Annotated in this window: 9 protein-coding genes, 8 tRNA genes, 1 rRNA gene and 1 pseudogene; all 19 read left to right on the forward strand. The window is 44.8% G+C overall.

Features of this window, described 5'->3' with window-relative positions; all coding sequences use genetic code 11:
* Positions 1 to 99 (forward strand): 5S ribosomal RNA (gene rrf / locus FJU10_RS11850); the annotation flags it as partial.
* A gap of 17 nt (positions 100 to 116) precedes the next feature.
* Positions 117 to 189, forward strand: a tRNA-Val gene (locus FJU10_RS11855).
* A 3-nt stretch (positions 190 to 192) separates the two neighbouring features.
* Positions 193 to 265, forward strand: a tRNA-Lys gene (locus FJU10_RS11860).
* A 14-nt stretch (positions 266 to 279) separates the two neighbouring features.
* Positions 280 to 361, forward strand: a tRNA-Leu gene (locus FJU10_RS11865).
* Positions 362 to 368: 7 nt separating this feature from the next.
* Positions 369 to 441, forward strand: a tRNA-Thr gene (locus FJU10_RS11870).
* 10 nt (positions 442 to 451) lie between these two features.
* Positions 452 to 523, forward strand: a tRNA-Gly gene (locus tag FJU10_RS11875).
* An 18-nt stretch (positions 524 to 541) separates the two neighbouring features.
* Positions 542 to 627 (forward strand) — tRNA-Leu (locus FJU10_RS11880).
* A gap of 11 nt (positions 628 to 638) precedes the next feature.
* Positions 639 to 712, forward strand: a tRNA-Arg gene (locus FJU10_RS11885).
* A 30-nt stretch (positions 713 to 742) separates the two neighbouring features.
* A tRNA-Pro gene (locus FJU10_RS11890) sits at positions 743 to 816 on the forward strand.
* A gap of 102 nt (positions 817 to 918) precedes the next feature.
* Positions 919 to 1,803: a ribosome small subunit-dependent GTPase A gene (rsgA, locus tag FJU10_RS11895; protein WP_005232946.1), complete on the forward strand. Its 885-nt coding sequence runs from the start codon at positions 919 to 921 to the stop codon at positions 1,801 to 1,803.
* A gap of 9 nt (positions 1,804 to 1,812) precedes the next feature.
* Positions 1,813 to 2,466 carry a ribulose-phosphate 3-epimerase gene (rpe, locus tag FJU10_RS11900; RefSeq protein ID WP_005232947.1) on the forward strand — a complete coding sequence of 218 codons (654 nt, stop codon included), beginning with the start codon at positions 1,813 to 1,815 and terminating at the stop codon, positions 2,464 to 2,466.
* On the forward strand, positions 2,467 to 3,099 hold the full coding sequence (locus FJU10_RS11905; protein WP_140966021.1) for a thiamine diphosphokinase: 633 nt from the start codon (positions 2,467 to 2,469) through the stop codon (positions 3,097 to 3,099).
* Between the two features lie 143 nt (positions 3,100 to 3,242).
* Positions 3,243 to 4,100: a rod shape-determining protein MreC gene (mreC, locus tag FJU10_RS11910; protein WP_140966022.1), complete on the forward strand. Its 858-nt coding sequence runs from the start codon at positions 3,243 to 3,245 to the stop codon at positions 4,098 to 4,100.
* A 2-nt stretch (positions 4,101 to 4,102) separates the two neighbouring features.
* On the forward strand, positions 4,103 to 4,612 hold the full coding sequence (mreD, locus tag FJU10_RS11915; protein ID WP_005230239.1) for a rod shape-determining protein MreD: 510 nt from the start codon (positions 4,103 to 4,105) through the stop codon (positions 4,610 to 4,612).
* A gap of 185 nt (positions 4,613 to 4,797) precedes the next feature.
* Complete coding sequence (locus FJU10_RS11920; RefSeq protein WP_140966023.1) at positions 4,798 to 6,159, forward strand: NlpC/P60 family protein; 1,362 nt, start codon at positions 4,798 to 4,800, stop codon at positions 6,157 to 6,159.
* A gap of 103 nt (positions 6,160 to 6,262) precedes the next feature.
* Positions 6,263 to 7,945 carry a PTS sugar transporter gene (locus FJU10_RS11925; protein ID WP_140966024.1) on the forward strand — a complete coding sequence of 561 codons (1,683 nt, stop codon included), beginning with the start codon at positions 6,263 to 6,265 and terminating at the stop codon, positions 7,943 to 7,945.
* Entirely contained in the window at positions 7,926 to 9,956 is a 2,031-nt protein-coding gene (locus FJU10_RS11930; RefSeq protein WP_140966025.1) for a BglG family transcription antiterminator, read from the forward strand. The genes FJU10_RS11925 and FJU10_RS11930 overlap by 20 nt, the downstream gene beginning before the upstream one ends.
* A 12-nt stretch (positions 9,957 to 9,968) precedes the next feature.
* Positions 9,969 to 10,404: pseudogene (locus tag FJU10_RS11935) on the forward strand (PTS sugar transporter subunit IIA).
* A gap of 313 nt (positions 10,405 to 10,717) precedes the next feature.
* Positions 10,718 to 12,490: a PTS mannitol transporter subunit IICBA gene (locus FJU10_RS11940; RefSeq protein WP_140966026.1), complete on the forward strand. Its 1,773-nt coding sequence runs from the start codon at positions 10,718 to 10,720 to the stop codon at positions 12,488 to 12,490.
* Positions 12,491 to 12,502: the final 12 nt, after the last annotated feature.

Genomic DNA, 12,502 nt, shown 5'->3' on the forward strand with positions numbered 1-12,502 from the left:
GAAGGATACACCTGTAACCATGCCGAACACAGAAGTTAAGCTTCTTAGCGCCGATTGTAGTGAAGGGTTTCCCTTTGTGAGAGTAGGACGTCGCCACGCGTTTTTTTTTACCTTATGGGGGTTTAGCTCAGCTGGGAGAGCATCTGCCTTACAAGCAGAGGGTCAGCGGTTCGATCCCGTTAACCCCCATATGAGTCGTTAGCTCAGTTGGTAGAGCATCTGACTTTTAATCAGAGGGTCACAGGTTCGAGCCCTGTACGACTCATAGTAATAACCTATGCGGGTGTGGCGGAATTGGCAGACGCACTAGATTTAGGATCTAGCGCCTTCGGGCGTGGGGGTTCAAGTCCCTTCACCCGCACTTCATTGCCGGCTTAGCTCAGTTGGTAGAGCATCTGATTTGTAATCAGAGGGTCGAGGGTTCAAGTCCTTTAGCCGGCATCAGGAATATGCGGAAATAGCTCAGTGGTAGAGCACCACCTTGCCAAGGTGGGGGTCGCGGGTTCGAACCCCGTTTTCCGCTTTGCCTTAGCAATTTTCAGCCGGGGTGGCGGAACTGGCAGACGCACAGGACTTAAAATCCTGCGGTGAGTGATCACCGTACCGGTTCGATTCCGGTCCTCGGCATTTCTTAATATGCGCCCATAGCTCAATTGGATAGAGTGTTTGACTACGGATCAAAAGGTTAGGGGTTCGACTCCTCTTGGGCGCGTAGTCTTTTTATTTGTTTCATTTTTATTATCGGGAAGTAGCTCAGCTTGGTAGAGCACTTGGTTTGGGACCAAGGGGTCGCAGGTTCGAATCCTGTCTTCCCGATTTTTTGATGCCTGAAGCATTCGCTTCAGGCTTTTTTGTGTTTTCAGCCAGTGAGAAGACCTGAAAATATGATACAATAGTAAAAAACGAGGAGGAAATTGTTTGAAGGGACAAATCATCAAAGCGCTAAGCGGATTTTATTATGTGGCATCAGAAGATGAAATCTTTCAAACCCGCGCTCGAGGAAATTTTCGAAATCGAAAAATCACTCCTTTGGTTGGGGATGAAGTGATTTTTGAAAGCAGCAATCAAACAGACGGCTATCTTTTAGAGATCTTGCCGCGAAAAAATGAGCTGGTTCGACCGCCAGTCGCAAATGTGGATCAAGGAGTGGTCGTGACAAGTCTAGTTGAGCCGAACTTCTCCTATAACCTATTGGATCGCTTTTTAGTGACCTTAGAGTATGAGGGGATCGAACCGATCATCTTTTTGACAAAAGCGGATCTTGTGAAAGATCTTGCCGCAATGAAAGCAATTGAGGAGACCTATCAAGCAATTGGCTACCACGTGATCACGTCAAAAGCAGAAGGCGAAGATCTATTGGAACTTCAACGGTACTTCCCTGAGCGGATTACCGTCTTTATGGGGCAATCCGGTGCTGGAAAGTCTACGCTATTGAATCGAATCGTCCCGGAATTGGCATTGGAAACAGGAGTGATCTCAGAATCTCTCGGACGGGGGAAACATACGACCCGTCATGTGGAGCTCTTGCCGATTTGTGATGGATTGGTTGCCGATACGCCTGGTTTTAGTTCAATCGATTTTCTGGAAATCGAAGCAGTAGAGTTACCAAAGCTCTTCCCTGATTTTTTAGCAGTAGCTTCCAACTGCCGTTTTAGGGAATGTATGCACCTCAATGAACCTGATTGTGCAGTCAAGCAGGGAGTTGCAGCAAATGAGATCGCCGAGACTCGTTATAAGAATTACGTACAATTTTTAGAAGAGATTGAAAACCGACGTCCGGTTTATAAAAAGAAGAAAAAGTGAGGGAAAAGCATGATGAAACTAGCACCATCTATTTTAAGTGCCGATTTTGCAAATCTTCAAAGAGACATTGAGCTGGTAGAGCGCCATGGCGCAGATTACATTCACGTAGACGTGATGGACGGTCATTTCGTCCCTAATATTACCTTAGGCCCAAACATCGTTAAAGCGATTCGCCCAGTTACCAAACTGCCGTTGGATGTTCACCTAATGATCACCGAGCCAGAAAAGTATATCCATGCCTTCGCAGAAGCTGGAGCAGATATCATTGGTATCCACGCAGAAGCAACACCTCATATCCATCGTGCGATCCAAATGATTGTGGCAGAAAATGTCAAAGCAGAAATCGTCATCAACCCAGGCACACCAGTTTCAGCCATTGAACATGTTTTATCCATGTGTGATCAAGTGTTAGTTATGACGGTCAATCCAGGGTTTGGTGGGCAATCCTTTATTGAAGAATCACTGGAAAAAATTGCGGCGCTGGCTGCGTTAAAAGAAGAAAAAGGCTATCATTATGATATCGAGGTAGATGGCGGGATCGTTCCTGAGACAGCCAAACGTTGCCTGGAAGCAGGTGCAAATGTTTTCGTAGCAGGAAGCTATATTTACGATGCCGATGAACCTGCAGCACAAATCAGAGCCTTGAAAGAAGCTTTGCAATAAATGAAGATTTTGTTAGCAGCAGGGGGGCGCCCTGAAAATTGGCCACAGTTGATGGCGTATGATAAATACATTGGAATTGATCGCGGGGCCCTGTTTTTGCTTCAGCACCAACGGCCAGTCGATCTGGCAATCGGTGATTTCGACTCCCTGAACGCAGCAGAACTGCAAGCGGTCAAACAACAAGTTAAGACAGTGATCCAAGCCCCTGCTGAAAAAGATGATACAGATACCCAATTGGCATTGGTGGAGACGTTGCGCCGCTATCCAGAAGCGCAAATCGACTTGATTGGTGCAACAGGGGGACGTCTCGACCATCTTTTAGCCAATCTATGGCTGCCCTTAGAAGATCGGTTTCGTCCATTTGCCCCAAATCTGCGTTTTTTAGATCGTCAAAATGTTGTTCAGTTCTTTTTACCAGGCACCTATCAACTGGAAAAAGAACCCGGAATGCAGTATTTGGCGTATTGCTGTTTGACGCCGGTAACAGATTTGACGTTGACAGGTAGCAAGTATTTATTAGAAAACGTCCAAGTACCGTACCCAACTTCATATGCCAGCAATGAATTTCTGACACAGACAGCAGGTTTTTCCTTTAGCAGCGGGATGATAGCAGTCATTCAAAGTTGTGATTAAGAGACGGAACGTCTCTTTTTTTTTGTTGAAAATTTCAGAAACTTAATTACAAAAAAAACATTAAGACGGTCAACTTAGCTTTTGTTTGCAGGGTATTAATGGTAAAATTGGAACTACAGTTTGGAATTATTTGAGGTGTCTTTGTGAAAAAGTTTAATCCTAATAAAAATATTATCATCACATTGATTATTGTGATTTTAGTTGTCACGGTATTAAGCGTGACGATCGCCCGCCGAGCAGCGGGAAACTCCACCAATGCCGTGCAATCTACGGTCAATGACTCCGTTGGCTTTATCGATAAAGTGTTTACCGCTCCTTTTCGTTGGATCGAAAATGGTGCCAATTCAGTCAAAAATTTATTTGTGACCTATGAAGAAAATGAACGTTTAAAAGAGAAGTTGGACAGTTTTGAGGAACTGGAACAAGCGAAGGACAATGCGCAAAGAGAAATCGATGCCTTGAAAGAAGAGCTAGAGCTGAATGCAACCTTGACGAATTATGAACGGATCTCCGCCAATGTCATCAATCGGTCACCGGATACTTGGCAAGATATGCTGATCGTGGACCGAGGCTCAAGAGATGGCGTTGAGGTCAACATGGCAGTCATGTCACAAAAAGGCTTGATTGGTCGTGTCATTGAGGTCAATGCAGCTTCTTCTAAAATTGAACTTTTGACTTCTGAAAACCAGAATTCCAACCACTATCCGGTTCGAATCAGTGGCGAAGATGGGTCAAACTTTGGGATCCTAAGTAGTTACGATCAAAAAGAACGTTCCTTAGTCATTACCCAATTGACGGGGGACAATGAGCTGAAGGAAGGCGATGTCGTGCAGACCTCTGGATTAGGAGGAAACTCGCCCGCCGACTTAGCGATCGGAACAGTGATCCGTACCACTAAAGATGAGTTTGGTCTTGATACCCAAGTATTTGTAAAACCGTATGCCCAAATGTATGATATTCAAGCAGTAACGATTATCAAACGCTTGGCAGGTGAGGAATAGCCATGAAAAAGCATGACTACATCAAATACCTGGCAGCGGGCGTCTTCTTTTTGATGATGTTGGCAGATGGACAACTGACGCGTTTTTTGGAAAAATGGACCCAAGACAATTATATCGCCAGTGCCCATCTTTTGCTGATCGCCCTTTTGTGTGGCGCAAAGTATTTGCCGAAAAACTTTTTGATTACCACGGCGCTGGTGATCGGCTGCCTCTATGACGTGTATTATGTCGGTGTGATCGGCATCTACACGGTGGCTTTTCCTCTGATCGTGTGGATCATGTACATTTTGAAAAATACGCTTTATCAAAATGTATTTACCATGTTTTTCGGAATGATCATCTTTGTTACCAGCTTAGAAGTTGTGACGTTGGGCGTCCAGTTGCTATTTAAGATCGCATCAGTTAGCACGTCATTCTTTGTTTCCCGCTTTTTAGCACCAACGCTTTTATTGAACATCATTTTGTTTATCCTTTTAGTTGTTCCATTCATGAAGCTATTCAAAGACGAATAGCTTCATTTTTTTTGCCTTTGACGGTATAAAAATAACAGCGATTGAAATGTTTTTGTAATATTCCTTTTATCTCTCTGACATACGGCTGTGTTACAATCACACTATCGTGAAGGACTTTAGGTATTCTTAAGCATTTATACATAAAAAAACCATATTAGGGGAAGCAACAGCCGGAGGAATGAAGAGTGAAAAAGCGAATTTTATCTTTATTGTTAGTAAGTTCAATTGTTCTTACTTCTGCAGCAGCACCGACACTTGTCTTTGCATCAGATTTTGACAATAAAATTGAAGAAAAAAATCAAGAAATCTCTGACTTGCAAAACCAGCAAGCAAGCATCCAGTCACAAGTAGCAGCACTTGAAAGCGACGTGGCTGCAATCAATGAAAAAGCCCAAGCTTTGTTGCAACAACAAGGGGATTTGCGTGCGGATTCTGAAAAGTTGAAGCAAGAAATTGCCGATTTGAAAGTCAGAATCGAAAAGCGTGAAGAAGCGATCCAAAAACAAGCCCGTGACGTTCAAGTCAACGGTCAAAGCACAAACTTTATTGATGCAGTATTAGAAGCTGACTCTTTAACCGATGCCATTGGTCGTGTGCAAGCAATGACAACGATCGTCAATGCTAACAAAGATCTTGTGGATCAACAAAAAGCAGACCAAGAAGCAGTTGAAGCGAAAAAAGCGGAAAACGACGATAAATTGGCGGAGATCGCAGCGAACCAATTTGAATTAGAAACACAATTAGGGGATCTACAAGCCAAACAAGCTGATTTAAATGTTTTGCAAGCGGAATTGGCTGTTCAACAAGCATCGAAAGAAGATGAAAAAGCTGATTTAGAAAAACAAAAAGAAGAATACGAAGCAGAACAAGCACGCATCGCTGCAGAAGAAGCGGCGGCGGCAGCAGCTCGTGAACAAGCAGCACAAGAAGCAGCGGCTCAAGAAGCGGCAGCAGCTGAAGCAGCTACTCAGGAAGCAGCATCAAGCGAGTCTTCAACGTCGAATTCAACGACATCAAACTCAACAACAAATTCTAGTACGACGACTGATACTACGCAAGGCAGTTCATCACAAGGTGGCGGTTCAACAAATACGACACCATCGACGCCTGCCAACAATAACAATAGCAATAACAACCAAGGATCGAACAATAGCGGCAATGGTGCAAGCAATACTCCTGCACCCGCACAAACGGTCAACGGTTCAGCAATCGTAGCAGAAGCAATGAAATACATTGGTACCCCTTATGTTTGGGGTGGTACGACACCAGATGGCTTTGACTGTTCTGGCTTTACACAATATGTATTTGCTAAAGTTGGCATCTCATTACCACGGGTAACTTACGCACAAGAATTTTCCGGTACGGTGATTTCGATCAACGAAGCAAAAGCTGGCGACCTGTTATTCTGGGGTAGCCGTGGAAGCACGCATCACGTGGCGATCGCTATGGGTAACGGACAATACATTCATGCACCAACACCTGGTCAAAGTGTTTCTGTCAGCAGTTACTCTTATTACTCACCAGATTTCGCGGTACGCGTAAACTAAATCAATTGAAGCTATTTCAAAAGCTGGCGTTTTACGTCAGCTTTTTTTGTTTTCAGTCTTGCCAGAACATCTTATAATAGAAAAGAGAAAGGAAGCGGATAAAATGAACAAGACCTCGTCTTCCAGAGAAAAAATGATAACGGTTAAGTTTTATACGAATTATCTTTCTCGCATGATGATGCCGAATTTAAGTATTTTTATTGCGTGGATGCTGATTTCATTCCTGCTGCCTTTTTTTTCAGTCGATCAACAAGTGATTCAGCAAATGGAACAAGGGGTCTTGACTGTGTTGCTGCCCCTCATGATTGCTTATACAGGTGGGCAAATGTTGGCACCTGAGCGAGGTGGGGTCGTAGGAGCAGTGGCGGTCTTAGGGGCTATTCTCGCAACGGATATTCCCCAAGTCTTTGGGGCGATGCTACTGGGACCACTGGCAGGCTGGCTGTTGTATCGCAGTGATTCGTTCGTTAGTAAGGTCAAAAGTGGCTATGAGATGCTGGTGCGCAATTTTATTGCAGGTGCGCTTGGCGGACTCCTTTTTTTAGGTAGTTATTTCCTATTGGCGCCTCTTTTTAATTGGTTCAGTCTCGGCAGCTATCAGCTCGTTGATTATTTCGTTCGGCAAAATGTCTTGCCCTTTATTCATATCATTGTAGAACCATTGAAAGTTTTGTTTTTTAATAATATTGTCAACCATGGACTATTTACGCCGCTAGGAATCGAAGCCGCGGCACTCAATGGCCAGTCGGTTTTATTTTTGATCGAGGCCAACCCCGGTCCGGGATTAGGGGTCTTAGCGGCGTATCTTTTCTTTGGTTCAAAGCGAAACCGAACGAATGCCGCAGCATCCATTTTTGTGCAGGCCATTGGTGGGATTCATGAAGTGTATTTCCCGTTTGTTCTGCTCGATCCTTGGGTGTTGCTCGGTCCGATCGTTGGTGGTTTCAGTGGCACGCTGATCTTCCAATTTTTAGGGGTAGGCTTAAGAGCACCGGCGTCCCCGGGCTCGATTTTGGCGATTTTGCTCAATACACCGGCTTCTATGATCCTAGGTGTCTTAGCTGGGATTGTCGTCAGTACGGTCGTATCGTTTGCGATCGCTAGTGTGCTGTTAAAACGGAAGACCAATACAGAAAATGAGGAGCGTAAGATGCCGAAAATGAAGAAAGTCACGGAGATCGTCGTGGCCTGTGACGCAGGGATGGGGTCCAGTGCAATCGGCGCCAGCATACTAAAGAAAGAGTTAGAAGAAGCCCAGCTAACGTTTCCTGTCCGCTATCAGTCGATTTATCGTGTGACGGATGATCCCGCGCTTTTGGTGATCACCCAACGGGAATTAGCAGCTATTGCCCAAAAGCAGACACCTCACGCACAGCATTATGTGTTAGATAATTTTTTGGCGGCAGATGAGTATACCCCGCTGATCCAAGAATTACAAAGAAGAGAACAGGATCCGCAACAATCGCTGCAAACCGAGGCAGCAAGTTCGCTAGGATTTTCAACGATCATCTTTTTGTATACTGGAAAAAAACGCGGTTCACAAACGATGGCAGTGGAGATACTAAGAAAAATGGCCCGCCAACAAGCGCTTCCTTTGACCATCAAAAAAATGGCATATGAAGGACAAGCTCTTGATCCTACGGCAGTCTATATTCTCCCGAAAGAACTTGCAGAAAAGTGCCCGATCCCAGATGTTCCTTTACTGGTGGTGGATGATTTATTGACGACAGATGCGTATCGTCAGTTACTGACAGAAGGAGTCGACTATGTTTTTGACCAATCGTGAAACACTTTTATTAACGGAATTGATGAATAGTACCGGTCCGGTTTCTTTAGATCGCATGATGCAAGTCTTAAAAGTCAGTAAACGAACGGTGTACCGTGAACTGGCTAATCTAGAAAAATCCTTAGAAACAGTAGATGCTACCTTAGAGAAGGTCGGTCGTGGTCATTTCCAAATTTTTGCATCAGAAACGAGCATTCGCCAATTACAAGAAGCCATTATGGCAGATACCGATCAAGAATTCGCGGCTAGTGAGCGGCAACACCGTATTTTGTTGCAACTGACTACCGCCACGAAGCCTGTATCCAGTCATTTTTTCTTGGAGCGTTACCAAATCAGCAATACGACGTTTTTTTCAGATATCAAACAACTAGAAGAAAGTCTCGCACGGCTGCCGTTAAGGATCGTGCGCAATCAAGGGTATGAGATCGAAGGCTCCGAAAAGTACCGGCGGTTGATCACAGCCAATACACTAGTGATGGAGATCAATGAGTACCAATTTTTCCATTTACTGGAAACCGATGATGAAGCCCCGTTTATTTTTCAATTTCTGTCCCGTGACCATCTATTACTAGCCCAGCGGCTGATTCGAGAAACCATCGAGCCGCAGTTTAAAGAACTTAGTGACCGCAAATTGGCGTTTATCGTCTTGATGCTGGCGCTAGCCATGGATCGGGTAGCTTTGGGCTACACGGTGGAAGAAGAGACGTACCCGAGTCAGATCAACAAAGACTTGCTGAAGGTGGCGAAAAAGATTTTTGCTCAGATCGCCGAAAAGACCAAACTGCTTTATTCCATCAACGAAATCGTCTTTTTTGCTGTGTTACTAGGTGATTTTGCTAATTCCTTTGATCGTGATTTTTTTGATGACAATTTTGATACCGACTTGGCTTATCGTGTAAAACGCTTGATCGAATTGGTCAGTGAGCAAACGGAAGTGGCGTTTTATGAAGACACGAACTTGTATAAAATGCTGCTGACCCATATCTCAGGAGTGATGACGCGGGCGATTTTAGAAGAAGATCATTTGAACAACCCTATCCTAGAAAAAATCATGAACCAGTATGTCGAGATCGCCAGCGGGATTCGCAATCATCTGCCGCAAGTCTTTCCGCAGCAGCAGTTCTCGGAAGAAGAAATCGCCTATATGGTCCTGCATTTTGCCAATTCGTTGGAAAAAAATCCGAAAGTGTTAGAAGTCAATATTGCAGGGATCTCTCCTAGCGGATTAGCCTCCATCAGTTTGTTAGAGATGCAGCTGCGGAAACATTTTCCCTTTATCAATCAAATCACTTTCTTTCGAGTGGGGGATGTCAAACGGGAAAATATCGAGGAGACCTATGACTTGGTGATCTCGACTTCATTGCTGCCAGGGTATCAAGGAGAATACAAACTCGTTTCACCGATCCTGCTAGAAGAAGACATTCAAGAGTTGAAGAAGGCCTTCCAAACCATTAGTCAGAAAAAACGTTCCGCCAAAAAAGCGCCCTCTGCTTTGGGCAAAGAGGAATCCTATGAAGCGGTCTTGGCTTTTATCGAAGCTATTAACCAGCTATTGGCGCTGTTTCAAGTGCAGGCGATTGATAACCCAGCGGACTTGGAAGAAACGTTGCAGCTGGTGCTGACGTCTTTTGATGCACATGTTGTTTTGGATCGTGAGAAAGTTGTTGATCGTCTCTTAAGGCGCTACTTCCAAGCGCCAGTGGGTATTCCTGACACTCACTTTGCCTTGTTTCACGCGGCGAGTTCGGCGATCCTGCAACCAGTTTTTCGTATTTTCGACTTGAACCAGCCTTTGCCGCTTTTAGCGATGGATAAAAAAGAAATCGCTGTTACCCGTTTATTAGTCATGCTGGCGCCGTATCCTATCAATGAAACAAGCTCTCAGATGTTAGGAAAGATCAGTGGTTCGATCATTATGAATGATCTAAATACGGAGATTTTTAATTCCGGCAATGATTCGATTATTTATCAGTTACTCTCTTCGCTCTTGATTGAAGAAGTAAAACAATAGGAGGGATCAGCGATGTATATTCCACAGGAGCGGATTTTGTTGGATCAACACTTTACCGATGCCACAGAGGCCCTGACAAAAATTGGCGAGTACTTAGTCAACCAGGAGATCGTCTCTTTACCTTATGTCAAAAGCCTTTTGCGGCGCCATCAAAAAACAGGTGTTTACATCGGTAACTTTGTTGCATTGCCCCATGGGGAAGAAGAAGCCCAGCAATGGATCAAGGAAGAAGGGCTCTTTTTGATCCAAGTGCCGGATGGCGTCGACTTCGGCACGAAGGAGCAACCCAAAATCGCTACGATCCTTTTCGTAGTCGTCCTAAAAAAGCAGCAATTAGCTGTTTTGCAAGAAATCGCCTTTTTTTTGTTCTGATATGCAAAATGTTCGGGCGCTGAGTGATGCCGAATCGGTTGAAGAGATCCAACAGATTTTGCTGGCAGAAGAATAAGCGATCAGCAGCAGACTGGCTTGTAACAAGAGCAGCGAACGAAATGAGTGAATGAGCTGCCTCCGTGTGCTCGCTCTTTCTACCTTGTGTAGAAGGAGCGGGTACACGTTTTTTTTTTTGTTTTGGCAAAAAAAAATAGAAATGCTCCACGTGAAACATAACAAAAATAAGCGAGTGCAGGGGCTGCTCGCCTTTTTTTGTTCTATCCGTTTGGCTACAAGTTTTGGCACAGTTTTTTGTGCCAAAGTACGACTTTCGACCGTTTTGGGAAGCGCCTACAATAAGGGTGTAAGCAGACGAGAGGAGAGAAAAAATGGAACAGACACAAAAAGCAGCCAAATCATCAGTAAAAGCAAAAGTTCAAAAATTAGGCAGTACGTTGTCGAGTATGGTGATGCCAAATATCGGCGCATTGATTGCATGGGGTGTATTAACGGCATTATTTATTCCAGATGGGTATTTACCAAATGAAGCCTTTGCAACGATGGTCGGTCCAATGCTAACGTATTTGATCCCAATCTTGATTGGGTATACTGGCGGGAAAGTGATTGCTGGTGACCGCGGAGCCGTGGTTGGGGCGATCGCAACGATGGGGGTCATCGTCGGAACGGATATCCCAATGCTATTGGGTGCGATGATCATGGGTCCTTTAGGCGGTTGGGTCATCAAGAAATTTGACGAGATCTTCCAAGACAAAGTTCGCGCTGGCTTTGAAATGTTGGTCAACAACTTTTCATCAGGTTTGATCGGTTTTGCCTTAGCATTACTGGGCTTTGTAGCAATCGGGCCAGTTGTTAACACCTTGACAGAAGCAATGGCAGCAGGGGTAGAAGTAATCGTCAATGCCCACTTGATTCCATTAGCCAATATCTTTATTGAACCAGCAAAAATCTTATTCTTAAACAACGCCATCAACCATGGAATTTTGACACCACTAGGTACTGAGCAAGTCAGCGAATTTGGGAAATCGATTCTTTACTTATTAGAAGCCAATCCTGGACCTGGTTTAGGAGTCTTGCTAGCCTTCACTTTCTTCGGAAAAGGAGCAGCGAAATCTTCGGCACCTGGAGCGATCATCATTCACTTTATCGGTGGGATCCATGAGATCTATTTCCCATACGTCATGATGAAACCATTGATGTTCTTAGCAGTGATTGCCGGCGGTGTATCAGGAAGCTTTGCCTTCCAATTGTTAGGTGCAGGCTTACGGGCACCTGCTTCCCCAGGCTCGATCATTGCGATCTTAGCAATGACGCCATTCAACTCGGTGATGAGTGTCGTTTCTGTCTTAGCCGGAATTGCCGTAGGAGCAGGCGTATCCTTTATCGTCGCTGCCGCGATCTTGAAAGCGGATGCGAAGGATACGGTGGATAATTTTGAAGAAAAAGTACAACAAACGCAAGCAGCAAAACTCAGCGCTAAAGGCTTGGCGGCTCAACCAATGACTGGCATCAATCGTATCATCTTCGCATGTGATGCAGGCATGGGCTCCAGTGCTATGGGGGCATCGATCTTACGTAAAAAAGTCAAAGAAGCCGGTCTTCCACAAAATGTCTCGAATTCCGCCATCAACAATTTGACGGACGATGCCAATACATTGATCGTCACTCAAGAAGAATTGCAAGAGCGTGCCAAACAAAAAGCGCCAAATGCGACCTTCGTCGCGGTTGAGAATTTCCTGAACTCTCCACGGTACGATGAAATCGTAGCCACATTGTCAGGGACTAAGACAGCGGGGGAGTCAGCAAAAAAGTCTGAAGCAGGCAACCAGGCAGATGTTCCTTCCGCCAATGACCTTAAGCAAGTCAGTGAAATCATTTTGGCCCACGATGATCGCAAAGGTTCGGCAACGATGGCTCAGAAAGTCTTCCAAGATCTTTTAGCCAAAGAAGCTCTGACGATGCCGATCAGAAAAAGCCATATCAATGATCTCCATGCCAACGCCTCTTCATTGGTGATCACGAAAGAAGCCTTAACGCCACAAGCGCAAACCTCAGCGCCAGAAGCGATCCATCTATCCGTCAATAATTTGATGGGAACGACGAACTATCAACGGATCGTGGCATCGATCAAAGCAGCGAATTAAGAAAGGATGAGC

It is taken from the genome of Enterococcus sp. OL5 (assembly GCF_006491895.1).
Classification (GTDB): domain Bacteria; phylum Bacillota; class Bacilli; order Lactobacillales; family Enterococcaceae; genus Enterococcus_D; species Enterococcus_D innesii.

What these genes read in the sequence shown, in the direction of transcription:
- rpe (WP_005232947.1), top strand. Translation starts at nt 1,813, where the DNA reads ATGATGAAACTAGCACCATCTATTTTAAGTGCCGATTTTGCAAATCTT.
- FJU10_RS11905 (WP_140966021.1), top strand. Translation starts at nt 2,467, where the DNA reads ATGAAGATTTTGTTAGCAGCAGGGGGGCGCCCTGAAAATTGGCCACAG.
- mreD (WP_005230239.1), top strand. Translation starts at nt 4,103, where the DNA reads ATGAAAAAGCATGACTACATCAAATACCTGGCAGCGGGCGTCTTCTTT.
- FJU10_RS11925 (WP_140966024.1), top strand. Translation starts at nt 6,263, where the DNA reads ATGAACAAGACCTCGTCTTCCAGAGAAAAAATGATAACGGTTAAGTTT.
- FJU10_RS11930 (WP_140966025.1), top strand. Translation starts at nt 7,926, where the DNA reads ATGTTTTTGACCAATCGTGAAACACTTTTATTAACGGAATTGATGAAT.
- FJU10_RS11940 (WP_140966026.1), top strand. Translation starts at nt 10,718, where the DNA reads ATGGAACAGACACAAAAAGCAGCCAAATCATCAGTAAAAGCAAAAGTT.